We start from the raw sequence: 22,627 nt of genomic DNA, 5'->3' as shown, positions 1-22,627 counted from the left end.
TCTCAGACCAGTGGGTTGGCCGGCCAGTCCAGCAGGCGCGCGCCGAGCACCGCGGTCTCCAGGGTGAAACGCTGGGTGGGGTCGTCCGGGGAGAACCCGGTGAGGCGGCGGATGCGCTCCAGGCGGTAGGTCACCGCCCGGGTGCTGACGCCCAGCCTGCGCGCGGCGGCGGTCTGGTTACCCTGGGAGGCGAAGACGGCCTCCAGGGTGGCGAGCAGGTTCTCCGGGCCGCCCCGCGCGTCGAGCAGCGGGCTGAGCACGGTCGTCACCAGATCCTCGATGGCCGCCCGGTCCCGCAGGAGCACGGGGAAGACCAGCAGGTCGGCGGCCTTGAGCACGGGGGCACGCAGGTCCAGCCGGTCGCCGAACCCGATGGCGTCGGCGGCCTCGCGGTAGGAGGTGACCACCCCGCCGGGGCCGCGGTGCGCCCGTCCGACGCCGACCCGCCAGCCGGGGGCGAACGCCTGCCGCACGTGGTGGGTGAACTCGCCGACGGCGACGGCGAGGCTGCCCGGTACGACGCACACCAGCATCCCGTCGCGCACCGCGACCAGCACGTTGTGCGAGCCGAACCGGCCGACCAGCGCCTCCTCGACCCGCCTGGCGACCGCCTCGGGTCCGGAGGCGCCGAATCCGCCGGCCGGGCGGGTCGCGGTGGCCGGGGTGGCGGGATGGGCAGAGGTAAGCGAGCGGGTCGTGGTGGCCGGGCGGGTCGTGGTGGCCGGGCGGGTCGTGGTGGCCGGGGTGGCCGGGGTGGCCGGAGGGGTCACAGCGGCCGGGCGTGCCACGGCGACCACGTAGGTCTCCGCGAGGCGGAGACCGAACTGCTCGGCCCGCTCGGCGATCCTGTCGGCGCGTCCCTGGAGCAGGTCGTCGACGAACTCCCTGCGGGCGGCCGCCTCCCGGCGCAGGGCCGACCGCTGGGCGTTCTCGTACCCCTCCATCAGCGCCGAGACCGTCCGGCGCAGGGCCGCCAGGGGGACCGGGCCCGCGGACTCGGCCCCGGCCAGCGCCGCGTCGACCAGGACCCGGACGGGAATCCCCCGTTCCGCCGCCCGCGCGCCGGCCGCGCGGCACTCCTCGAGCTCCTCCCGGCCGGGCGGCCTGCCGGTGGCCGCCGCCTCCCGCAACGCCCGGAGACGGCCGCCGAGCAGGTCGTCCATCAAACGCCCACGTCACGCCGGTTGAAGGCCGGCACCGCGATCAGCAGCAGCGCGACGGTCGCCCCGGCCAGCACGAGGTACTGCGGCACCGGGAAGCCCTCGTAGAGCGGCCGCCCGTCGAGGTAGTAGTGGAACGGCGAGATCCAGCGCAGCCATGACACCGCGTCCATGCTCTCGCCCATGGTCTCGATGACGTAGCCCGCCACCGCGACCGCCCCGGCCACCGCCATGGCGATCCCCCGGCGGCCGGTGGCCGCGCCGACCGTGAGGGTGAGCGCGCCGAACAGGAGCGCGAGCAGGAACACACCGGTGTGGCCGGCCAGGATGCGGTCGGCGGGCACGTCCATGCCGACGGCGGCGACCATGACCAGCACGAGCGCGAAGCTGACGGCGGCCACGGCGAGCAGGCCGAGGGCGAGGGCGGCGAAGCGCTCCAGGACCAGCCGCCCGCGGTCGATCGGCAGGGTGACGATCAACTCCAGCGTGCCTGACTCCTCCGGCCGGGCGATCGCCCGGTTGCCGAGCACCGCGGCGCACGTGATGAACAACAGCGGCCCGAACAGCTGGTAGACCAGCGTCTGCAGGTATCCGGCCCCGCTGGTGAAGCCCCCCTCGAACCCGCCCATCAGCTCCCGCATCGCGCCGGGGAACTTGGCCAGCGCCACCTCATCGTAGAGGCCGGGGTTGCTTGCGACGTTGGGATAGAACGCCAGGTAGAGCCCGAAGAACGCGCCGATGCCGACGGTCCAGCCGATCAGCGCCCGGCGGTAGTCACGCAGGCTCTTCGACACCAGCGCGGGCATCACGCGCCTCCTCTTCCTCTTCTTCGCTGTAGTAGGTCAGGAAGATCTCTTCCAGGTCGGGTTCCGCGCTGACCATGTGGACGACCGTGAACCTCGCCGCCGCCTTGATCAGCGCGTCCGGGCGGCCGTCGATGACGCAGCGCACGGCGGCCCCCTCCACCCGCAGGTCCCGGACCCCGGGCAGGTCCTCGAACGCCTCGTGGGGCACGGGCGCGTCGAAGTGGAACTCCACCCGCCGCACCGCCTTCTCCCGCAGCGCGGAGACGTCCTCCACCGCGACCAGCCTGCCGCCCCGGACGATGCCGACCCGGTCGGAGACATCCTCGGCCTCGGCCAGCACGTGCGAGGACATCAGCACGGTCCGGCCGGAGGCCCGGACCTCCCGGACCATCGCCAGGAACTCCTGCTGCACCAGCGGGTCCAGTCCGCTGGTCGGCTCGTCGAGGATCAGGAACTCCGGTTCGTGCATGAACGCCTGGATGAGCCCGATCTTCTGTTTGTTGCCCTTGGAGAGCCTGCCCATCCGCGCCGACAGGTCGACGTCCAGCCGCTCGGCCAGCGCCTCGATCCGCCCCCCGGGCACACCGCCCCGTACGGCGGCGACGAAGCCGAGGTAGTCGCGGGCCCGCTCGTGCCCCTCCAGGACCAGTTCGCCGGGCAGGTAACCGATCCGGCCACGCAGGGCGGCGTCACGCGGATCGCCGCCCAGGACGGTCAGCCGGCCGTGGGTGGGCCGGATGACATCCAGCAGTAACCGTATCGTCGTCGTTTTTCCTGCCCCGTTCGGGCCGAGGTACCCGAACACCTCCCCGGGGCGGATCTCCAGATCGAGATCCTCAAGGCCCCGGCGCTCACCGTAGAACTTGGTGAGACCCTCGGTACGCACCACCGCTGTCATGCGTCCGATCGTGCCCGCTCATCCGGGCCGGGACCATGACCGGAGTCCGACATCTGGCCGCCGTTTCGTTGCCCGGTTCCGGAACCATCGGGGTGGGCAGAACCGTCCCGGTCGGACGGGGCTTCGAGTGGGGGGTTCAGCCCCGTAAGGCCCGCCACACCACATGAGGCCGCATCAGGGCCGAGGGCGGGTCGAGGAGGCCGCTGACCCGGCTGAAGGCGACCGCCACGTGCGGGTCGCGGGCGGCGACCCGCTGCAGCCGCCGGATGTAGGCGTTGAGCACGCGGACCCGCAGCGCCCGGGACTCCGGGGCGTTCCGCAGGGCCAGGTCAGCGCCGGTGGACAACTGCCAGGCCGGGTCGAGGGCCCCCGCTACGGCGGCGAAGTAGCGGCGGGCCAGACCTGCGGTGCCGCCGCGGAGGCTTTCGCGCATCGCGAGGGCCTCCAGGGCACCCACCGCCATGCCCTGGCCGTAGACGGGGTTGAAGTTGCAGATCGCGTCACCGGTGACGAGCAGCCCTTCGGGGAAACGGCTCAGCCGCTCGTACCTGCGGCGCACGCTCTTCGGGATCCTGGCCGTACCGATCCCGCCGAGCGGCTCGGCTGCGCGCACGGCCGCTGCCACGTCGGCGGGGGCGGCGGCGTCGAGCCACTCGTAGAAGCCCTCCGGGTCGGTCGGTGGCCGGAGCCCGGCGTTGCCGCCCAGCGTCACCAGCCAGCGGTCGCCCTCCACCGCGCAGAGCGCCGCCCCCTTCGGCTGCCCCGGATAGGTGCCCACGAGGATCATGCGGTCCTCGCCCAGGGCCTTCTCGGGCAGGCGGAGGTACCAGGTCGAGTAGGCCACCTCGACTTTGATGCTCTCCTCTTCCGGCGGGTCGAAGCCCATCGCCTCCAGCCAGGCGAGCGTCCGTCCGCCCCGGCCCATCGCGTCGACGACGAGGTCGCCGTGCAGTTCACGCTCCCCGCCGTCCCCGGCGGTCTCGACGGTCCCCGCGGTCCCGGTGTTCCTGTCATCCCCGGCCGGTCCGGGGTCGGTGGCCTCGTCCTCCCCCACATCCCCGCTGCCGCCCGCGTCCGCCGCTCTCTCCGCGACGGTCGCTCTCTCCGCGACGGTCGCGCCGGTGACCCGGCCACCGCTCGTCATGACCCCGGTGACCTGGTGGCGGTCCAGCACCGTCACGTTCTGCAGCCGCCGCACCCTGCGCAGCAGATGCCCCTCCAGGAACGGCCGGGTCGCGGAGACTCCCGTCTCCCCGGTCGGCATCTTGGCGAACTCGTACCCACCCATGATCATTCGGAGTTGAACGATCATCTCGTACGGCACCGCGCCATCGGCGACCATCTCCGCGGCGATGCCGGGGAACAACTCCTCCATCACCTGCAGGCCGCGCGGCAGCAGGGCGTGCGCGTGAAAGCCCTGCGGGACACCCCTGCGCGGCCCGTCCCCGTCCAGCGGGTCGCGTTCGACGATCGACACCCGCTCGTAGAAGTCCGCCAGCACACGTGCCGCGAGCAGGCCGCTCACTCCCGCCCCCAGGACGATCGCGTGCTCTCCGGCCTTACGGATCATGCGGGCCTCCACGGCTGCGACGACTACGCCATGCAATCTGCCGCAAAGATCAAAAAACGTCGAGACTTGACAGGTCCCCTCCGCCACCACCGCCTCCCTCTGGCTCCACCACCACCGTCTTCCCCTGACTCCCCCACCGCCCCTGCCGTCACGGAGCCACGGCACGGCGGGACCACGGCGTCACGGGATCACAGCGCCGCGGGGCCACGGAGCCGCGGGGTCACGGGATCACGCCTGTTCCGGTGGATCGCGTCTATCGTGATGCCCATGAGCGTGGAGACGGCCTTCGTACTGGGGGGCGGCGGCGTGCTCGGCGCGCACGAGGTGGGCATGCTGCGGGCGCTCGGCGAGGCGGGTGTCACCCCGGACCTGGTCGTCGGCACATCCGTGGGTGCGTTGAACGGGGCGATGCTCGCGGCCTTCCCCGGCGACGCGGCCGAGCGGCTGACCGCGCTGTGGCGTTCCGAGGTGGTCCGCACCGCCTTCGCCGGTTCGTGGGTGACCAGGCTGTCCACCCTTGCGAAGACCGGAACGCACCTGCATTCCCCCGCCCCACTGCGCGCGCTGCTGGCCCGGACGCTCCCGCTCTCCCGTATCGAGGATCTGCCGGTGCCGTTCCAGTGCGTGGCCGCCTCCGTCGAGCGCGCCGCCGCGCACTGGTTCACCGAGGGCCCGCTGGTCGACGCGGTTCTCGCCTCCTGCGCCGTGCCGGGGCTGCTGCCTCCGATCCGCATCGGCGACGGGCACTTCCTGGACGGCGGGCTGGTGCACAGCATCCCGGTGGGCCGGGCCGTCGCGCTCGGCGCCCGCCGGGTGTACGTCCTGCATGTGGGCCGGATCGATCGTCCCCTGACGGTGCCGCGGCGGCCGTGGGAGGTCGGCCTGACCGCCTTCGAGATCGCCCGGCGGCACCGTTTCGCCGAGGAGATGGCCGCGCTGCCCCCGGGTGTGGAGGTGCATGTCATGCCGACCGGAGGCGAGGCCCGGCCCGGGGTGGATCTCTCTCAACTGCGATACAGGGATATATCGCATATATCTGGATATATCGAACGTGCCTACCGGGCCTCGTCGGATTACCTGGCCGAGCACTCGCCCACCTGAGCACGCCGCACCCGCACCGGCAGGAGCCGCTCGTGCTGCCTCCTCGTATCGTCCGCCGACTGGTCCTCGCCCCCCTCCTCGTCGTGCTCACCGTGGTCGCGCTGGTCACCCTGCCGATCTGGCTGCTGGTGGTGACCGCGGCCTCGCTGCGCCTGCCGCCCCCGCAGCGGCGCGGCACCCGGCTGGTCTGGTTCGCGGTGGCGTGGCTGACCCTGGAGTCGATGGCGCTCGCCGCCTGCCTCGGACTCTGGGTGGCCTGCGGGTTCGGCGGACGGCTCCACCGCGACGAGCACCAGGAGCGGCACTACGCGCTGATCCGGTGGTTCCTGTCGAGGGTGTACGACGCGGCCGTGCGGATCTTCCAGTTGAGCATCGAGATCGACGAACCTCCTCCCGGCCCCGGCGAGTCGTCCCGCCGGCTGACCCGTCCCGTCATCGTCCTGTCCCGTCACGCGGGCCCCGGTGACTCGGTCCTGCTCGTCCACCACCTCCTGACCCGGTACGACCGGCGGCCGAGGATCCTGATGAAGGCGGCCATGCAGTTCGACCCGTCGCTGGACGTCGTGGTCAACCGCCTGCCCAACGCCTTCGTCCCCAACGGGGCCGCCGAGAGCGGCGTCCTCACCGAGATCCGCCGCCTGGCCTCCGGCATGGACGCCGACGACGCCCTGGTGATCTTCCCAGAGGGCGGCAACTTCACCCCGAAACGGCGGCTGCGGGCCATCCTCCGCCTGGAGGACAAGGGCCTGACCGAGGACGCCGCCCGTGCCCGCCGGATGGAGAACCTGATGGCCCCGCGTCCCAACGGCGCCCTCGCCGCCATCGACGCCTGCCCCGAGGCGGACGTGATCTTCGTCGCCCACACCGGTCTCGACGACCTGGTCACCCTCGGCGACATCTGGCGGAAGCTCCCGATGCGCGCCGAGATCAAGGCCAAATGGTGGCGGGTCCGGGCCGCCGACGTGCCGCGTGACCGCGACGACCAGATCCGGTGGCTCTTCGACCAGTGGGAGAGGATCGACGCCTGGGTCGCGGAGAACCGCCCCACCCCCGCTCCCACCCCCTGACCTCCCGTACCGGAAGCGACCGGCCACCGGTCTCGGAGCCGGCCCCCGGACCGGGACCGGCTACCAGTCTTGGGAGAGGCCCGACATGCGGCGGAAGTACTCGTCCTCGTCGATCTCACCGGACGCGTACCGGCGCCTGAGGATCTCACGCGGTTCGTCGGGCAGGGGCCCGAGCGCTCCGATGGAGCGGAGCATCTCAGCGGCGCCGACGATCACCACAACGATCACGACGATGACGAAGAGGAGCATCACGATCCGAATCATCGTCCACCTCCCATGCCCTCTCCATTCTGCGCGAAGTCGGGGGCCGCACGCAGCGCGCCGCCGGGCGGCAGCGACGGCAGGCCCGCCGGGGCACCCCCCTCCAGCAGCCGCGACAGGGCGTCCGTGTCGACATGCCGCTCGATCAGGTCACCCAGCGCGTCCAGCCGCTCCTCGCGCAGCGCGGCGAAGGACACGCCCGGCGCGGGAGTGAAGTCGCGACCGGCGACGGCGGCCACCTCCGTGAGGAACGCCCGGCGGAAGTCGTCGTTCTCCAGGGCACCGTGCCAGGTGGTGCCCCAGACGGAGCCGACCCGGCAACCGTCCAGGAAGGGTTCACCGCCCTCGGCCGTCACCACGCCGTGGTGGATCTCGTACGCCGCGACCCGGCAGCCGTACGCGGCGCCGACCGGGCGGCCGAGCGTCTTGTCCGGTGCGAACTCCACCGTCGCGGGCAGCAGCCCCAGCCCCTCGACCAGGCCCGCACCCGACTCGACGTCGTCGCGGATGGTCCTGGCGAGCATCTGGTAGCCGCCGCAGATGCCCAGCACCGCGCGGCCGGGCAGCGCCGCGGCCAGGCCGGTGGCGCGCAGCCAGGCCAGGTCGGAGACCGTGGCCCGGGAACCGGGCAGCACCACCAGGTCCGCGTCGTCGAGCTCCGCCGGGGAGGTGACGAAGCGCACCACCACCCCCGGCTCGGAGGCGAGCGCGTCGACGTCGGTGAAGTTCGAGATCCGCGGCAGTCTCACCACCGCCACCCGGAGGGTCTGCCCACCGTACGGGGTTCGCGCACCTGTCGCGGGCCGGTTGTCCAGGGCCAGGGAGTCCTCGACGTCCAGCCAGAGGCCGTCCAGCCAGGGCAGCACCCCGTACACCTCGCGGCCGGTCAACTCCCGGATCATGTCGAGCCCCGGTTCGAGCAGTTCCCGTGCTCCGCGGAACTTGTTGATCACAAACCCGGCGATCAACGCCTGGTCCGCGGGCTCCAGCAGCGCCACCGTCCCGTACAGCGAGGCGAACACCCCGCCTCTGTCGATGTCGCCGACCACGACGACCGGCAGGTCCGCGGCACGGGCCAGGCCCATGTTCGCGATGTCGCCCCGGCGCAGGTTGATCTCCGCCGGACTGCCCGCGCCTTCGCAGACCACCACGTCGTAGGAGGCCCGCAGCCGTTCCAACGCCTCCACCGCTACCTGGCGGAGCCGGTCCTTGACCTCCCAGTACTCCATCGCGTCCACCTCGGCCAGCGGCCTGCCCATCACCACGACCTGACTGCGCCGGTCGCTGCCCGGCTTGAGCAGGATCGGGTTCATGTCCGCGGTGGGCTCCAGCCCGCACGCGGCGGCCTGCATCGCCTGGGCTCGGCCGATCTCGGCACCGTCGGCGGTGACGAAGGAGTTGAGGGACATGTTCTGCGCCTTGTAGGGGGCGACCTTGACCCCCTGCCGGGCCAGCCAGCGGCAGATCCCCGCGGTGACGACGCTCTTGCCCGCGTCCGAGGTGGTCCCGGCGACCAGCAGTGCCCCCCTCACGCCGTCACCGCCTTCACCCCTGCCGGACCCGGCCTCACACCAGGGGGACAGATCTCAGTGGAAGGCGGCTTTTGCGGAGAATCGACCATCATGGTGACCAGCATGCCGGTCCGGCACCCGTACCGCCCACCGGGACCACTCACCGGGATCGCCCACCGGGATCGCCGGGACCACCCACCCCCCTGGGGCCACCCACTGAGGCCCACCGGGATCACCCACCGAGGCCCCCAACCGGGAACGCCCCTACTCCCCACCGGTCCACCGGCTCCTGCCCGGCCGGTTACCGGCGGCGGAGAACGAGGACAGCAGACGCCCCGCTCCCCGCGGCAACGGAGAACGGGCACCGGACGGCCGGCCACCGCGGCGGCGGAAAACGGGCAGTGGACGGCTACCGGCGGCGGAGAACGGGCAGTGTGGCCAGCACGGCCAGACCGGCGGCGGCCAGGCCGACGGCCCGGGCCAGCCGTACCGAACGGCGGATGTCCGCGACCGACGGCTTGGATCCGTCACCCATCTCCGGCCGGTGCTCCAGGCGGGTGCCGTAGACGTTGACGCCGCCCAGCGTCAGGTCCAGCGCACCCGCGAAAGCCGCCTCGCAACGGCCCGCGTTGGGACTGGGGTGGCGGTGGCCGTCCCTGCGCAGCACCTCGCCCGCCCGCCGGACCGAACCCCCGGCCAGCGGCGCGGCGAGCACGGTGAGCAGGCCGGTGAGCCGGGCGGGCACGAAGTTGGCCACGTCGTCGAGCCGGGCCGCGGCCCAGCCGAAGCGCTCGTAGCGCGCGTTGCGGTGGCCGACCATCGCGTCCAGCGTGTTGACCGCCCGGTACGCGAGCAGGCCGGGCACCCCGGCCACCGCACCCCAGAACAGCGGCGCCACCACCGCGTCGGAGGTGTTCTCCGCGATCGACTCGACGGTCGCCCTGGCCAGCTCGGGCGCCTCCAGCCCGGACGGGTCACGCCCGCACAGGTGCGGCAGCCTCCCCCGGGCCCCGGCGATATCACCGGCCTCCAGGAACTCCGCCATCGCCACGCCCTCCCGGCCCAGCGTCGTGCCGCCGACGACCGCCCAGGTCGCCGCGGCGCTCAGCAGACCGCGTACCAGCGGGCTGCGCGGCCGGGCCGCGGCGTGGCCGAGCAACGCCACGGGGACGACGCACAGGGCGACGTGCAGCACACCCCTGACCCGGTCGTCGCCGTACACCCGCCGCTCCACCGCCGCGGCGGCGGTGCCGAACAGCGCCACCGGATGCCCGCGCCGGGGATCGGCGAGCACGGCGTCGACCGCCACCCCGGCGAGCATCCCCAGCCCCTCGGCCCACCCCGGGCCCCACCGCCGCACCGTACGACGGGCCGCCGGATCCGTCACCTGCTCAGACGAGATACTCATGGAGCTCATCCTGGTGGATCTCCAGCCAGGCGCACGCACGGCGGATCCGCATGCCCGCCCCTCCCGCCCACATCCGGGCCCACCCACCGCCCTCGGCCGCGGCCTTGGCGCGCATGGCGTGGTACGAACGGTCGAAACGGAGCCGCGCGAGATCCAGCAGGCGGCGGCGGTCACGCGGCGCCAGACCGTACGCGTCGCAGAACGACCGCAGCCGCGGACCGACCTCGAGGCGCCGCTGGAGCGGCTCCAGATCGACGGGGTCGGCGATCGGCGCCCAGTGACGCAGGGTCGTCACCACGTCGAACAACCGGGTCGTCGGCCGGGCCATGTCGAAGTCGATCAACGCCGCCGGCAGCCCGTCACGGAAGATCACGTTGTCGAGGTTGACGTCACAGTGCCCGACCAGCTGCGGCGCCGCGTCGTCGTTGGACCCGGCCTCCCAGACCGCGCCGGTCGGCGGCGTGAAACCCTCGGCGGCGTCGTGGAAGCCGCGCAGCAACCTCGCCAGAGCGGCCAGCGACTCGTCGGCGAGCGCGTACGCGGGCAGCGGCCTGGCCGCGGACCCGCCCTCCACGTAGCTGAGGATCTCCCTGCCCTGCTCGTCCACCCCCAGCACCCGAGGCGCACCGTCGAACCCGGCCCGCTCCAGGTGACGCAGCAACGCGTGCACCGAACGACTGGAGGCCCTGACCGGCCTGCGGACCGTGTCACCGACCCGTACCACGCCCTCGGTGACGTCACCGCCCAGAAGCGGGATCTCCTCCTGAAGTGTGCCGACGAACGGAGTCTCCTTCTGAAGCGTGCCGACGAACATGACATGCGAGCGTAGACCCGTCCGCCGCCGCGCGAGCATGATTTCACCAGATCCGAGCACGCCGGAAAGACCGAAAAGGACACCCGTAAAGACGGATGAGGGGTGACACCCCACGACGCCCCCACCGAAACCGCCCCCATGGTCGGGAATCTCGGCCACAGGCGCGCCGCAGCCACACCTACGCACCTTGGGGCGCCTCACGGACCGCCCCGGGACACCCCACGACCGTACGACGCCACGCGCCGGCGGCCGGACCCCACTCCCCCGTGCCCGGTCACCACCCTCTAGAGTGATCCCCGCGACACAGCCGCAAAACCGATGCATGAGCACTCCCAGGATCATGCACAATAAGGCGGGAGCGCCCTTAGCTCAGCTGGATAGAGCACCGGACTTCTAATCCGACGGTCGCAGGTTCGAATCCTGCAGGGCGCGCTTTTGATCATGGCCTGACCTACGACAACTCGGAGGACAGGCCTCTTCTGGAATGAAGTTCCGGTCCTTGCGTGCTCGGGGCGTGCTCGCGTGCACGGACCGTGCGCACACCATGATCGAAAACGGGCCCACAGCGCCGCTCCCATCGGCCATGACGTCGCCCTGACCACCATGAGCTCTCCTCATACGTTCCGCAAGTGTTCCAGATCTTCCATGACCGCTCAGTGAAAGACCTGGTCCTCCATCCCACTTCTACTGAAATCTCCGCCATGTGGTTCAAGACGGGGGCACAGCACGCTGCCGCCCAGCCCGACGTCACGGACCCCGGCCGCGCATACGGCCTGGAGGCCGGTCACGGCTGGAACCGTAATCGGATCGCCCACCGGCCCCGCCGCACTGACCATCAACCGCCGCACAAGGCTGCACCGCCGCTTCGTCAGCCAGTGCCGCCCCGAAAGTCGGACGTCGCCGTTGTCACCGCCACGGCCGATCAGGTAAGACACGGAGATCCGGTGACGTCTTGGCGAGGACACTCCTGTCGACGGGGAGTACCAGGCTGCAGAGGCACGGCCTGGCCCAGTCATAGGGCACTTCAGTTCGTGTTTCCGGCCTGAATCGCGCCTGCCTCCGGATTGTCGGTGCCCGTTGATAGCTATGGCCCGTCACGTTGACCGACCGACGACGATGGAGCTCCCCCATGGCCACGGCCACCTTCAGAGACGAGAACGCCACCGCCAGGTGCTCAGTCGAGACCGCCCTTCTCGCTCGGCCCGACGCGAGCCCGGCACGGGAACTCGTCCGCCTCGTGCCGCGGACCGGAGGCTGACATGGGCGTCCTCGACGACTTTCCCACGTCCCAGGGCTACCTGCTCAACTACCGCATCACGGAACTGCCGCACGAGCTGTTCGCCCTGTACGACGCGGGCGCGCGGCCCGGCGCCGACGAGGCCGGGCGCAGGGCGTTCGGCATATGGACGCAACTGCGGCTCAGCCTGGGCGACGAGGGCGGCCACGAGTACCCCGAGGAGGTGCTCCGCCTGGTGCGCGAGACGGCCGATGGCGACATCCCCTGGACGTTCGAGGACACGCGCGTCCTATGGGAGATCGCCGACGCGCTGTCGAGCTGCGGTCACACCGAGCACGCCGAGCTGTACCGGATTCCGCTGGCCGCCATCGCGACGCTCGGCTACCCCGAGCGCCGCCAGATCCTCGGTGACGTGCCGCCGTGGCACCCGGCCCACCGCAGCCCGGGCCGGGCCGCGTTGCGCAAAGACCTGAAGCGCGTCCTGACCGAGCCCCCGGAGCACGGAGCTGCCGGGGTCGTGCGCAGCCTGGTCTGGGACGGCGACCCCATAGCCCGTGCCATGGCGGGAAAGTACGCCGACCGGCTGACTCACCCCGCCGTGCTGCCCCTGCTGAGACACTGGTGCAAGGCGAAGGCCAACAGGCCCAGCGAAGCCTGGCTCGCCAAGGTCCGCACGCTGCTCACCGACGACGGCGTGGCGGTGCTGCGCGAGATCCTCTCCCGCGTGGCCACCCACCGCGAGAGCCGCGAGCCCGGCGGCAGGGTCTTCCTCGCCCGCCGTACCGCCCTCCCGCTGCGCGGCATGCTGTGGACCTGCGAGGTGATCGACGCACCCTGGGTGTCCACGCTGCTCGGCGACGTCGCCATGAACTGCGGCATCGGACGCAACGGCACCGGCGGCGCCGCCGTCTGCCGCAACGAGAGGCTGGCCAACGCCGCACTAAACGTGCTGGCCGAGCGGGGCGGCCTCGACATGGTGGGCGCGCTCGCGCGCGTGCGAGCCAGGCTGCGCAGACCAGCCCTGCTGGCGAAGGCGTCCGATGCCCTCGACGCGGTGGCCGTACGAGAAGGGCTGAGTCACGAACAGCTCGTCGACCGGACGACTCCGGCCTTCGGGCTCGGCCTCGACGGGGTCCGGGAGGAGCGGGCCGGCGACTGCGTCGTCCGGCTCGACGTCGACGGGCCGGTGCTGCGGTTCGTCAACGCGTCCGGGCGCGTCGTCAAGTCGGCGCCCCAGTCCATCTGCAAGGATCCGGTGCTCGCCGATCTGAAGGCCACGCTGAAGGACCTCAGGCGCACGCAGGCCGCCGAGCGGCTGCGCCTGGAGCAGATGCTCGTCGTCCAACGCGAGTTGTCCTGGCAGGAAGCCGAGCGGTACTTCTTCGACCATCCGGTCACCGGCCCCTACACCCGCACCCTCATCTGGCGGCTCCCTGACGGGTTCGCCGGGCTGCCGGTCAGGAGCGGCGGCGGCTGGGCCTTGGCCGACGCGAGCGGCGAATCCGTACGTCCGGACGCCGCCACATCCGTCCGGTTGTGGCACCCCGTCCAGGAGAGCGCCGAGGGGGTGCGCGGCTGGCGCGACCACCTGCTGGAGCGGGAGGTCAGACAACCGTTCAAGCAGGCGTTCCGCGAGGTCTACCTGCTCACCCCGGCCGAGGAGCGCACCCGCACCCACTCCGACCGTTTCAAGGGTCACTTCGTGCGCTACGGGCAGGCCAAGGCGCTGCTGGAGCAACGCGGCTGGAGCGGGCTGTCGATCGGTCACTGGGACTACGAGTGCGACGGCGACGTGGGGGCGGCCGTCAAGACGCTCGCCGGCTGGCAGGCAAGCTGGGGCATGCAGGTCGCTTCCGACCCCCATCAGGACGACTGGGGCACGGCCTCCTGCGCCGCCACCGACGCGATCCGGTTCCGCCACGCGGATCTTCCCGGCGACGCGCCGCTCACCGAAGTGCCGCCGCTGGTGTTCTCGGAACTGCTGCGCGACGCCGACCTCGCCGTAGGGGTCGGCTCCTTGGGGCTCGACCAACAGGCGGCAGCCGGGCATGACGGCTACTGGCGGTCGTACGGGTTCGGCGAACTGAGCGAGACCGCTCGGACACGGCGTGACGCGCTGGCCCGGCTGCTGCCCCGGCTGAAGATCGCCGACCGGGTGGAGCTGGCCGACCGGTTCCTGCGCGTACGCGGGCAACTGCGCACCTACCGGATCCATCTGGGGTCTGGCAACATCCTGATGGAGCCGAACGACGCCTACCTGTGCATCGTCCCCGGCCGCGACCACTCCACCTCATCGGTGTTCCTGCCGTTCGAGGAGGACGGCGGAATGCTCTCGGTCATCTTGTCGAAGGCGTTCCTGCTGGCGGACGACACCAGGATCAACGATCCCAGCATCACCCGCCAGCTTGTCGCTACCTAGACGAGTAACAACTTCTAACAGAATGATCAGCGGACGAGGCGTCGCCAGCAGATGGCCGATGCGGCCGGCGTCATGAAGGCCTCGTGCATGTCGTCGCGGATCTCCCAGCGGATGCGCAGACGACGGAACCAGTGCAGCGACGCGACCGTCTGCTCGATCACCCATCGGTGCGTGCCCGGGCCGGAACCGTGCGGGGTACCCCGGCGGGCGATGACGGGCGTCACACCCGTGGCCCAGACCATGCGGCGGTACGTGTCGTGGTCGTAGCCGCGGTCGGCGTACAGCGTCTTCGGGCGTTGCCGGGGCCGCCCGCGCCGGCCGTGGACCGGGTGTCGCCGCGAGGACGATCCGGATGAGCCACAGAAGGAGGAGCGCGCCGCCCGCGAAGAACGCGAAAAGGAATAATTCGATGTACAGGTAGGGTTCGCCGGCCCACCACAGACACACGAGCGCCGCGAGCGAGAATGCCGTGAGTAACGGCCATCCGGGCGGCTTGATAAGCATGACATCACCGTTCTCCGTTGATCAACGGATCGCAGGTGTCGGGGCGTCCACCTTTCGGGAACGCCAGACGGCGACGCACCGACCGATGAAGATCACCGTACCGGTGAGCAGTGTCACCGCTCCCGAAAGCTCGGCGAACGCTGCCATGACGTATTCGCCGTCCGGATCGCCGACTCCGGAAGGCGAGCCGTTGAGCCATCGTGACGCGGCCATTACCTGTGTCAGGATCAGGGCTCCGAACGCGAAGGTGATCCCTGCCAGGACGAAGTCCGGAGGCGCTGGCCGGGACCGCTTGTTCGAAGAGGTGGCCTTCCACGCCCCAACCGCCAGTGCGATCGGGACCGCGAGGAACTGGCCGATCTCCAGGCTCATGATCGCGTCCAGGCGGAGATGCTCGAATCCGTCGCCCCGCGGAGAGTGCAGGAGGGGGATCATCACGGCCCCGCTGAGGAGGCCGATGGCAAGGGAACGAAAGAACCACATGGCCGACATACTCTCGAACAGCGGAGGAGACAGATCAAGAGTCGGACAGGTCAAGAGCCGAGGAGGAAGAGCTTTCACGGGCGGAAAGGGATGATCCGTGGCTGAATCATGGTGAGAGAGGACTGAGGAGCCCGTGGGACATGCGCGGGATAATCTTCATCGCACTCACCGTGCCAGGGGTCACAGCCGCAGGCCACCGTATTACGGGGCCCCAACTGCCGCTCCACTCCTACTGCGTTGGGAGTCGGGAAAACCGGCGGATCAGCAGATCGTTAACAGCGTCCGGGCGGTAGTTCACCCACCGGCGCGACGGTGTGCGTGCCGCCGCCTGTGCAGCGCCACACGGCGATCCCGTCTTCCTCCGGTTCGGCGCGCAGGCCCCGATCGTGCACCGGGCAGACGGGCCACGTCCTCCAGATCACCTCCATGACCACTTCCTGGGTGGCGTCGGCCACAGACCAAAGTGCTCCAGTCCCGGTCCCGGGCCCGAGGCCGTTGCCCTGGCAGATGCCCTCGAACTCCACCCATGCCATGCCCATGGTGTCCCAGTCGGGGACGATCATCCGAAGCGTCCCGGTGATCCCCGCAGCCCGGACGTCACGCTCCACAACCTTCAGCGCCTCCTCCAGCGGCACCAGCAGGCCCGGTTCTAAAGCGAAGCTCGGCCCGAAGCCGATCCCGTCGAGAAGGGCCTCGCCCAGCCGGGCCAGTTCGGCGGCCGTCAACCCGGCGGCGGGGCGTTCGAGGAGTTCCCGCGTGACAGGAGTGGACACGCTCCACTCCTCCATCAGGCAGGCCAGCTCGATGAGGGGTTCGGCGTCGAGACCGCCGTCGCGCAACGCCGTGTAGATGCGGACGCCCAACTCGTCGACGGCCTGATGGAGGTCGTCGGCCTGTTCGTGGGGAGGCATGCCGCAGTGTCTCCTGCCTCCTCGAATCCCGGCAAGCGAGATTTCACTCATCGTCGATGGATATCCGATGGCCCCTGACGTCGTCATTCCTTCCGCCAGCCGGAGTACGACCCTCGTGACCAATGGAAACACCGGTCACTACGCCGAGCACCCTGATTCCAGTCTCGGAGCGGGCGGCGTGGCGGTGATCGGCGGCTCGCATGGACGAGTGCCCGCAACCGAGCCCGGCCGCGGTCGGCCGGGCTCCGGGCACCCGTGGGGTGGCGGTGGTCGTATTCGTGTACGGCGCATGCGGGGCCGTGACGACCTTTCAGGTCGTGACGGCTTCTCTCAGGTCGTGACGGCTTCTCGGGTTGGAACGGCTGCTCAGGCCAGGGCGTACATGCGGATGGCGACGATGCCGTCCTCCGCCTCTCGGGCGAGGCCGACGAAGACGGTTTCGGCGAGCCATCGGTGCGCCGGCGCGTCGGTACGGAACACCGGCGAGGTGCGGTAGTACACGCCGGCATGGGTCACCTGGAGGTCATCGTCGTACTGGTCGGGCGTTTCGGCGCCTTCGTGGTAGTACCCCCGGTTGATAATGTCGATGACCGCTCCGTCTTCCGCCTGCAGCAGGTAACGGGCGTCCAGTTCGCAGACGCGGCCGCGTGTGTTCGACCAGTCGCCGCCACTGGGCAGGACGAGTCCGCGCAGCAGGGGGCCGTCGACCGTGCCGCCGGTGATCGGGGTGAACTCGGTCTTCTCGCCGTCACCGTGTCCGACGTGCAGGGTGGGGGCGAGGCTGGCGCGGATCTCGAAAGCGAAGGTCAGGGCGGGGGTGAACGGAATGCGTGCGTCGGGCATGTTCGGGTCCTTTGGATCGGCTGATACGAGGAGTTTTCGGGGATGACGGAGGAACGACACCGGTGTCCGGACGAACGGCGAAAGCTGTGGTCAGGGATTTCCGCCGTGGTGCTCACGGGTCCGCCGGAGCTGCTCGGGCTGCCATCTGCCGATCCGCAGGCAGGAAGGACGGGGACCGCCCAGCATGATCTCTCTGCTGGTCGGCTCGCCGGGCGGGCTGGTCCATGGGTCGGCTCCGGCGGAGTGCTCGGTGACGAAGTCGGGGAAGTCGCTGCTCATGATGTCGAGCGCGAGGCGGTGTCCGGCGCGCAACCGGTATGCGATGCTCTGCAGGTCCACGACGACCTCCGCTCCGGCCGGCGGCGCGTCGAGCCGCAGTTGGCCCTTGGCGATGAGAAAGGCGCCGCCGTCGGGTGTCATGTCCAGCAGTCGCGCGTGGACGTTCGCGCCGGCGGGGGCCGACAGCCGTAGCAGCAGGGTCACGACGCCGACCAGGTCGGCGTCCTCGCGGGTGGCGGGCCCGGTGAAGCGGAGCACGTCCTCGCGCCGGCCGATGGAGCGCAGGTCCGAGCGGGCGAACAGGGCGGCGAAGGGGTTCGTCCCGGTCGAGGGGACCGGGTCGGACGGGTCGTGGGTCCACCGCAGCGAGGTCTCCCCCGGCACCGCCTCGGTGGTCAGGCACGGGGAGGGATCCGCAGACAGGTGATATTCGAGGTCGGACGCCTGCCGGGGCGGCCAGGTGTCGCTCTCGTGCCACCCGCCGTGGCAGACCTCGTAGCGCACGCGGGGCAGCGCCGCCGGATCGCCGGATCGGCCGAGGACGGCGTCGAAGAACTCGACGGCGGGGTCGAGGTATCTGGGCAGCAGACGGTCGAGGGCCGCGGGGTTGCCGCTGTGGTCGTCGTGCGGGGTGACGGGGGCGTCGCCCAGTCGGTAGTTCTCGTGGTCGATGGCTTCGAGACGGAGGTGGAGGTGTGCGGCCCAGGCCGGGTTCCGCGACAGGGCCCGGACGTCGTGCCAGGACCAGACGGCGCAGTTGTCGAACCAGCCGATCGTGTACAGGGCCGGCACGGGGGGGCTTTCGAGCAGCGCCTTCAGCGGTGGTGGGACGAACCGGGACTCCCCGGTGAACTCGCCGTCGAAGTTGGGGGAGCGTTTCCCGAGTTGCCGGAAGAACTCCTCGAACGTCGCCCGCAGCGGGCGGCTGCCCCAGTCGGGTTCCCATTCGTAGCGGTCGGCGTCCACGTAGTGGGAGGCGAAGTAGAACTTGCGACTCGTCTGCTCGACGTCCCGGGTGCCGTCGCCGTATTCCCGCACCGTCGACAGCTGGGAGCCGGTGACCCTCGGCGCGACGGCCCTGAGCGCGGGGTGGCCGCCGATCACCGCGGCGAGGGCCGTGTAGCCGTAGTAGGAGTCTCCCCACATGACGACGGCGCCGTCGCACCATGGTTGCTCGGTGATCCACTGGATCGTGTCGTAACCGTCGTCGACCTCGTTGACGGCGAACTCGGTCTTCCCTTCCGATCGGTACTTGCCGCGGACGTCCTGGACGACGACGTTGTAGCCCTGGGCCAGGAAGTAGCGGCTGATCTGCGGCATGAAGCAGTACGTGCCGTCCTTGTCGTACGGCAGGCGGACCAGCACGACGGCGTTCGGCCGCGACGGGTCGGTGAGGTAGGCGTCGGCCGCCAGCCGTACCCCGTCCCGCATGGGGATCATGATCTGCGCGGCGTCGTGCGGCACGGCGCCCGGCCCTATCCGCTTGATGGTCGGCATGTGGCGTCTCCATGGTGTGAGGTCTGGTGATGGGAGGGGCCTCAGAGCAGGTCGGGTGATGGAAGTGGCCCAGACCCATGCTGTGAGGTCGGGTGACGGGAGCGGCCCAGACCCGTGCTGTGAGGTCGGGTGACGGGAGCGGCTCGGACCCGCACTGTGAGGTCGGGTGACGGGAACCGCCTAGAGCGGGTCGAGCGCGCGGCGGTCCTGGGCCACCCGGTCGAGGTCCCAGTCCGGTGCGGGGATCGAGTCGAGCAGCAGGCGGGTGTAGGGGTGCTGAGGGTTGCGCAGGATCTGTTCGGTCTCTCCGCGCTCGACGATGCGGCCGTGCCGCATCACGATGGCCGTGTCGGTGATGTAGCGGACGACCGCCAGGTCGTGGCTGACGAAGACGTACGAGATGCCGGTGTCCCGGCGCAGTTCGTCGAGCAGGGTGAGGATCTGGGCCTGGATCGAGACGTCGAGTGCGGCGACCGCCTCGTCCAGCACCAGGACGCGCGGTGCGATGCCGAGCGCGCGGGCGATCGCGGCGCGCTGCCGCTGCCCGCCCGACAGCTCGCGCGGCAGTGACTCCCCCGCCCGGCTGCTGAGCCCGACCTGGTCCAGCAGTTCCCTGACGCGGGCCCGGTGCTCCTCACCGGAACCCGGCGTGTGCAGCCTCATGGGCTCGGCGATGGACTGGGCGATGGTCTGGCGGGGGTCGAACGAGCCGTAGGGGTCCTGGAAGATCATCTGAAGCTGCCGGGCCCGCCGGAGCCGCGCACGGTGCGAATGCCCCTCGACGACCTCGCCGGCCAGCATGACGGTTCCGCTGGTCGGCCGCTCAAGCCCGGCGAGGATGCGGGCGGTGGTCGTTTTCCCGGATCCCGACTCGCCGACGATCCCCAGCGAGGCGCCGGGCATCAGGTCGAAGCTCACGTCGTCGACGGCGGTGAGGTGTCCGAACTTCTTCGTCAGCGACGTCACGCGGAGCACAGACGGATTCACGACACCACCCGCCCCGGACGCAGGCACGCGACGAGGGACGTCCCGTGCGGGCGGTGGGCGGGCACGTCCACGGTGCAGTCGTCGCCGGCCAGCGGGCAGCGGTCGTGGAACGAGCAGCCCGGCGGTGATTCGGCGAGTGCCCTCGGGCGCCCCCCGACAGCCTTGATCGTGACCTTGTCACCGTGGGTGGACGGCCTCGCTTCGAGCAGCGCTCTGGTGTACGGGTGCGCGGGCGCGCCGAAGAGCGAGGTGCCGGTGGCCTCCTCCACGATGCGGCCGGCGTACATGACGTAGATGCGGTCGCAGATGGCGGCGGCGAGGTCCAGGTCGTGCGTCACGAAGAGCATGCCGGTGCCGTGGATCCGCTGCATGTCCTTCAGCAGGGTGATCACCTCGGCCTGGGTGGTGACGTCGAGGGCGGTGGTGGGCTCGTCGGCCAGGAGCAGTTCCGGTTCCGTGGACAGCGCGCCGGCGATCACGACTCTCTGCAGCATTCCCCCGGAGAACTCGTGCGGGAAACGCCGCATCGCGCTGCGCGGGTCCCTGATGCCGACCTGGTCGAGCAGGCCGAGGGCCCGTTCGGCTGCGACGCGGGAGGACACGCCACGGGCTCGCAGCCCTTCGGTGAGGTAGTCGCCGACGCGGCGTACCGGGTTGACCGACACCCGCGGGTCCTGAAAGATCATCGAGGCTCGGGTGCGGCGCAGGTCACGCAGCTCCCTGCGGCCGGCGGCGAGCACGTCGACGCCCGCGACCGTGACACCGCCGGTGGCGTGGGCACCGTGGGGCAGCATGCCCAGAGCCGCCCGGACCGTCAGCGACTTGCCCGAGCCGGACTCGCCGACCAGGCCGACGGTCTCCCCTCGCCCCACCCGGACGGTGACGTCGGCGAGCAGAGGGACCGTTTTCCCGCCGGTGCCGATGGCGAGGCTGAACCGGGAGATGCCGAGGACGTCCCGTTCCGCGGTGGTCTGCTGGTTCGTCGGCACTTTCACGCTCCTTCGCTCCGCTTCCCGCCGACGAAGGCGCCGATGTGTTCACCCAGTACGTTGACGCTCACGACGGTCAGGAGAACCGCGAGGCCGGGCAGCAGTCCGCTCCACGGTGCCCCCTGGAGGATGGCGCTGCGCTCCTGGCTGATCATCGATCCCCAGTCCGCGTCGGGCGGTCGTACGCCGAGCCCCAGGTAGGAAAGGGACGCCAGATCCACCAGCGCGTAGCCGAAGGACAGTGCGCTCTGCGCGATGAGGACCGGCAGCACGTTGGGCAGGAGGTGGCGGAGCGTCATCCGGAGTTCGCCGAAGCCCATGACGCGGTAGCTCTCCATGTACGGCCGGGTGCCCTCCTGCATCGCCACGCTGCGCACGACGCGGCCGATGAAGGGGGTGTAGCTGACGGCGAGAGCGCAGATGGGAGCGGTGAGTCCCGGCCCGAACACCGCCACGGCGAGCATCGCCAGCAGGAGGCTGGGGAAGGCGAAGGCGATGTCCATTCCGCGCGAGATCACGGCGTCGGCCCATCCTCCCGCGCGGGCGGCGAGCAGGCCGGCCGCGGTTCCGAGCAGTCCTGACAGCAGTACCACGCCGAGTGGCGCGAGCAGTGAGAGCCGGGCGCCGTGCATGAGCCTCGACAGCACGTCCCGCCCGGTGGAGTCGGTGCCCAGCCAGTGTCCTTCCGTCCCCGGGGGCAGCAGGGAGTTCGACAGGCTCGTGGCGTCCGGGGAGTGCGGTGCGAGCACGGGGGCGAGCAGCCCGGCGACGGCGACGGCGAGCAGGAGAGCGACCGCGAGCACGAGGCTGAGCGGCCGGCGTCGGCGCCGCTTGGCGCTCTTCGCCCGGAGCGCGGGGATCGTCAGGGTCATCGGCGCAGCCCTCCGACTGTCACGCGCGGGTCGATGAACGGCAGTGCCATGTCCACCAGGGTGTTGACGACGACGAACAGCACGACCGCGATGAGGGCGATGCCCTGTACGACCGGGAAGTCCCGCCGGGACACGGAGCTGACCAGCAGGGAGCCGATGCCGTCCAGGCCGAACGCGGTCTCGACGACGGCGGTGCCGACGAACAGGCTCGCGAAGAGCAGGCCGACGACCGTGAGCATGGGTGCGAGCGCGTTGCGCACCACGTGTCTGCCGACCACGGCCGCGCCGCTCACCCCTCGGCTGCGCGCCACCTCCACGTGTTCACGGCCCAGTTCTTCGGTGAACGCCGCGTTGCCGACCCGGGCGAGGACGCCGAAGGCGGCGATCGCCATGGCGGTCGCGGGCAGGGTCAGGTGCCAGAGCCGGTCGGCCAGGCCGGTGCCCGCACCGGTGGCGGGGAACCAGCCGAGGCCGACCGAGAAGAACGCCAGGAGCCCGATGGCCGCCACGAACGTCGGCGTGGCGGTGGCGACGGCCGCCGCCACGCCGGCGAGCCGGTTCACCAGGCCGCCCTTGACCGCGGAGACCAGCGCCACCGCGGAGCCGGCCACGGTCGCCAGGACCGCCGAGTACAGGATGAGCAGGCCGGACACGCCGAGCCGGCCCGTGATGAGCGAGGTGACGCCGGTCTGGTAGTTCAGCGACGTGCCGAGGTCCAGGCGGAGCACGCCGCCGAGCCACCCGAGGTAGCCCTGCGCGAAGCCCTGGTCGAGCCCGTGCCGGTGGCGCAGCGCCTCGACCTGGTCCGGGGTGAGGCGGCGTCCGCCGGTCAGTGCCAGGACCGGGTCCCCGGGGACCAGCCGGAGCGCGCCGTAGATGAGGATCGACGCGATCAAGACGGTGAGGGCTGCGCCGATGACGCGCCTGCCGATCCAGCCGGCGACCGTGGGCTTCGCCGCGAGTGTGCGAAGTGTTCGGAGTGTTCGGAGTGTTCGCTTCGTCGTCTTCAT

General features: G+C 71.0%; 19 protein-coding genes, 1 tRNA gene and 1 pseudogene. 4 read left to right on the top strand and 17 right to left on the bottom strand.

The annotated features are described in order from the left end of the window. Nucleotides 1–2 precede the first annotated feature (2 nt). From F4562_RS24835 to F4562_RS24820, 4 genes are all read right to left on the bottom strand, one after another. Complete coding sequence (locus F4562_RS24835) at nucleotides 3–1,163, bottom strand: PucR family transcriptional regulator (protein WP_184540889.1); 1,161 nt, start codon at nucleotides 1,161–1,163, stop codon at nucleotides 3–5. Further along, nucleotides 1,163–1,966 carry an ABC transporter permease subunit gene (locus F4562_RS24830; protein WP_184540890.1) on the bottom strand — a complete coding sequence of 268 codons (804 nt, stop codon included), beginning with the start codon at nucleotides 1,964–1,966 and terminating at the stop codon, nucleotides 1,163–1,165. Before F4562_RS24830 ends, F4562_RS24835 begins: the two co-directional genes overlap by 1 nt. Beyond that, the gene (locus tag F4562_RS24825; protein WP_184540891.1) at nucleotides 1,935–2,864 is read right to left on the bottom strand and encodes an ABC transporter ATP-binding protein; all 930 of its coding nucleotides are present in this window, start codon (nucleotides 2,862–2,864) and stop codon (nucleotides 1,935–1,937) included. Before F4562_RS24825 ends, F4562_RS24830 begins: the two co-directional genes overlap by 32 nt. A gap of 136 nt (nucleotides 2,865–3,000) precedes the next feature. Next, nucleotides 3,001–4,434 carry an FAD-dependent monooxygenase gene (locus F4562_RS24820; RefSeq protein ID WP_184540892.1) on the bottom strand — a complete coding sequence of 478 codons (1,434 nt, stop codon included), beginning with the start codon at nucleotides 4,432–4,434 and terminating at the stop codon, nucleotides 3,001–3,003. A 267-nt stretch (nucleotides 4,435–4,701) separates the two neighbouring features. Between F4562_RS24820 and F4562_RS24815 the strand changes: the two genes are divergently transcribed. After that, the gene (locus F4562_RS24815; RefSeq protein ID WP_184540893.1) at nucleotides 4,702–5,535 is read left to right on the top strand and encodes a patatin-like phospholipase family protein; all 834 of its coding nucleotides are present in this window, start codon (nucleotides 4,702–4,704) and stop codon (nucleotides 5,533–5,535) included. A gap of 32 nt (nucleotides 5,536–5,567) precedes the next feature. Beyond that, nucleotides 5,568–6,602 carry a 1-acyl-sn-glycerol-3-phosphate acyltransferase gene (locus tag F4562_RS24810; RefSeq protein WP_184540894.1) on the top strand — a complete coding sequence of 345 codons (1,035 nt, stop codon included), beginning with the start codon at nucleotides 5,568–5,570 and terminating at the stop codon, nucleotides 6,600–6,602. Between the two features lie 60 nt (nucleotides 6,603–6,662). Here the strand turns inward: F4562_RS24810 and F4562_RS24805 are convergent, their stop codons facing one another. The 4 genes from F4562_RS24805 to F4562_RS24790 all read right to left on the bottom strand — a co-directional run bounded on the left by F4562_RS24805 (nucleotide 6,663) and on the right by F4562_RS24790 (nucleotide 10,596). Further along, nucleotides 6,663–6,866 (bottom strand): SHOCT domain-containing protein, encoded by a 204-nt coding sequence (locus tag F4562_RS24805; RefSeq protein ID WP_184540895.1) that lies wholly within the window; start codon nucleotides 6,864–6,866, stop codon nucleotides 6,663–6,665. Then, nucleotides 6,863–8,395 carry a cobyric acid synthase gene (locus F4562_RS24800; RefSeq protein WP_184540896.1) on the bottom strand — a complete coding sequence of 511 codons (1,533 nt, stop codon included), beginning with the start codon at nucleotides 8,393–8,395 and terminating at the stop codon, nucleotides 6,863–6,865. The genes F4562_RS24805 and F4562_RS24800 overlap by 4 nt, the downstream gene beginning before the upstream one ends. A gap of 388 nt (nucleotides 8,396–8,783) precedes the next feature. Further along, nucleotides 8,784–9,695 carry a cobalamin biosynthesis protein gene (locus F4562_RS24795; protein WP_246474355.1) on the bottom strand — a complete coding sequence of 304 codons (912 nt, stop codon included), beginning with the start codon at nucleotides 9,693–9,695 and terminating at the stop codon, nucleotides 8,784–8,786. A gap of 70 nt (nucleotides 9,696–9,765) precedes the next feature. After that, the gene (locus F4562_RS24790) at nucleotides 9,766–10,596 is read right to left on the bottom strand and encodes a phosphotransferase enzyme family protein (RefSeq protein WP_184540898.1); all 831 of its coding nucleotides are present in this window, start codon (nucleotides 10,594–10,596) and stop codon (nucleotides 9,766–9,768) included. Nucleotides 10,597–10,954: 358 nt separating this feature from the next. Here F4562_RS24790 and F4562_RS24785 point away from each other — a divergent pair. After that, nucleotides 10,955–11,028 (top strand) — tRNA-Arg (locus F4562_RS24785). An 827-nt stretch (nucleotides 11,029–11,855) separates the two neighbouring features. Beyond that, the gene (locus tag F4562_RS24780; protein ID WP_184540899.1) at nucleotides 11,856–14,252 is read left to right on the top strand and encodes a DUF4132 domain-containing protein; all 2,397 of its coding nucleotides are present in this window, start codon (nucleotides 11,856–11,858) and stop codon (nucleotides 14,250–14,252) included. A gap of 26 nt (nucleotides 14,253–14,278) precedes the next feature. On the opposite strand, the pseudogene F4562_RS24775 reads toward F4562_RS24780, so the two are convergent. The 9 genes and pseudogenes from F4562_RS24775 to F4562_RS24735 form a co-directional block, all read right to left on the bottom strand. Continuing rightward, nucleotides 14,279–14,581: pseudogene (locus tag F4562_RS24775) on the bottom strand (IS5/IS1182 family transposase); the annotation flags it as partial. Nucleotides 14,582–14,777: 196 nt separating this feature from the next. After that, nucleotides 14,778–15,128: a hypothetical protein gene (locus F4562_RS24770; RefSeq protein WP_184540901.1), complete on the bottom strand. Its 351-nt coding sequence runs from the start codon at nucleotides 15,126–15,128 to the stop codon at nucleotides 14,778–14,780. Nucleotides 15,129–15,511: 383 nt separating this feature from the next. Continuing rightward, nucleotides 15,512–16,150: a hypothetical protein gene (locus F4562_RS24765; RefSeq protein ID WP_184540902.1), complete on the bottom strand. Its 639-nt coding sequence runs from the start codon at nucleotides 16,148–16,150 to the stop codon at nucleotides 15,512–15,514. A gap of 366 nt (nucleotides 16,151–16,516) precedes the next feature. Next, on the bottom strand, nucleotides 16,517–16,993 hold the full coding sequence (locus F4562_RS24760) for a DUF3237 domain-containing protein (RefSeq protein ID WP_184540903.1): 477 nt from the start codon (nucleotides 16,991–16,993) through the stop codon (nucleotides 16,517–16,519). Nucleotides 16,994–17,083: 90 nt separating this feature from the next. Continuing rightward, nucleotides 17,084–18,769, bottom strand: a complete 1,686-nt coding sequence (locus tag F4562_RS24755) for a CocE/NonD family hydrolase (protein ID WP_184540904.1) — start codon at nucleotides 18,767–18,769, stop codon at nucleotides 17,084–17,086. A 180-nt stretch (nucleotides 18,770–18,949) separates the two neighbouring features. After that, nucleotides 18,950–19,756 (bottom strand): ABC transporter ATP-binding protein, encoded by an 807-nt coding sequence (locus F4562_RS24750; RefSeq protein ID WP_184540905.1) that lies wholly within the window; start codon nucleotides 19,754–19,756, stop codon nucleotides 18,950–18,952. Next, nucleotides 19,753–20,745, bottom strand: coding sequence for an ABC transporter ATP-binding protein (locus F4562_RS24745; RefSeq protein ID WP_312872164.1), 993 nt, complete (start codon nucleotides 20,743–20,745; stop codon nucleotides 19,753–19,755). The genes F4562_RS24750 and F4562_RS24745 overlap by 4 nt, the downstream gene beginning before the upstream one ends. Before the next feature lie 2 nt (nucleotides 20,746–20,747). Continuing rightward, nucleotides 20,748–21,617 (bottom strand): ABC transporter permease, encoded by an 870-nt coding sequence (locus F4562_RS24740; RefSeq protein ID WP_184540907.1) that lies wholly within the window; start codon nucleotides 21,615–21,617, stop codon nucleotides 20,748–20,750. After that, nucleotides 21,614–22,627, bottom strand: a complete 1,014-nt coding sequence (locus F4562_RS24735) for an ABC transporter permease (RefSeq protein WP_184540908.1) — start codon at nucleotides 22,625–22,627, stop codon at nucleotides 21,614–21,616. Before F4562_RS24735 ends, F4562_RS24740 begins: the two co-directional genes overlap by 4 nt.

Source organism: Streptosporangium becharense, from assembly GCF_014204985.1.
GTDB lineage: Bacteria > Actinomycetota > Actinomycetes > Streptosporangiales > Streptosporangiaceae > Streptosporangium > Streptosporangium becharense.
This window is presented reverse-complemented; position numbering and strand designations above follow the sequence as displayed.

Excerpts from the sequence above, each read along its gene's own strand:
- F4562_RS24780 (WP_184540899.1), top strand. The coding sequence starts at position 11,856 with ATGGGCGTCCTCGACGACTTTCCCACGTCCCAGGGCTACCTGCTCAAC.
- F4562_RS24815 (WP_184540893.1), top strand. The coding sequence starts at position 4,702 with ATGAGCGTGGAGACGGCCTTCGTACTGGGGGGCGGCGGCGTGCTCGGC.
- F4562_RS24795 (WP_246474355.1), bottom strand. The coding sequence starts at position 9,695 with ATGCTCGCCGGGGTGGCGGTCGACGCCGTGCTCGCCGATCCCCGGCGC.
- F4562_RS24740 (WP_184540907.1), bottom strand. The coding sequence starts at position 21,617 with ATGACCCTGACGATCCCCGCGCTCCGGGCGAAGAGCGCCAAGCGGCGC.
- F4562_RS24770 (WP_184540901.1), bottom strand. The coding sequence starts at position 15,128 with ATGAGCCTGGAGATCGGCCAGTTCCTCGCGGTCCCGATCGCACTGGCG.
- F4562_RS24760 (WP_184540903.1), bottom strand. The coding sequence starts at position 16,993 with ATGCCCGACGCACGCATTCCGTTCACCCCCGCCCTGACCTTCGCTTTC.
- F4562_RS24830 (WP_184540890.1), bottom strand. The coding sequence starts at position 1,966 with ATGCCCGCGCTGGTGTCGAAGAGCCTGCGTGACTACCGCCGGGCGCTG.
- F4562_RS24755 (WP_184540904.1), bottom strand. The coding sequence starts at position 18,769 with ATGCCGACCATCAAGCGGATAGGGCCGGGCGCCGTGCCGCACGACGCC.
- F4562_RS24790 (WP_184540898.1), bottom strand. The coding sequence starts at position 10,596 with ATGTTCGTCGGCACGCTTCAGAAGGAGACTCCGTTCGTCGGCACACTT.
- F4562_RS24825 (WP_184540891.1), bottom strand. The coding sequence starts at position 2,864 with ATGACAGCGGTGGTGCGTACCGAGGGTCTCACCAAGTTCTACGGTGAG.
- F4562_RS24765 (WP_184540902.1), bottom strand. The coding sequence starts at position 16,150 with ATGCCTCCCCACGAACAGGCCGACGACCTCCATCAGGCCGTCGACGAG.
- F4562_RS24835 (WP_184540889.1), bottom strand. The coding sequence starts at position 1,163 with ATGGACGACCTGCTCGGCGGCCGTCTCCGGGCGTTGCGGGAGGCGGCG.
- F4562_RS24735 (WP_184540908.1), bottom strand. The coding sequence starts at position 22,627 with ATGAAGACGACGAAGCGAACACTCCGAACACTCCGAACACTTCGCACA.
- F4562_RS24820 (WP_184540892.1), bottom strand. The coding sequence starts at position 4,434 with ATGATCCGTAAGGCCGGAGAGCACGCGATCGTCCTGGGGGCGGGAGTG.
- F4562_RS24805 (WP_184540895.1), bottom strand. The coding sequence starts at position 6,866 with ATGATTCGGATCGTGATGCTCCTCTTCGTCATCGTCGTGATCGTTGTG.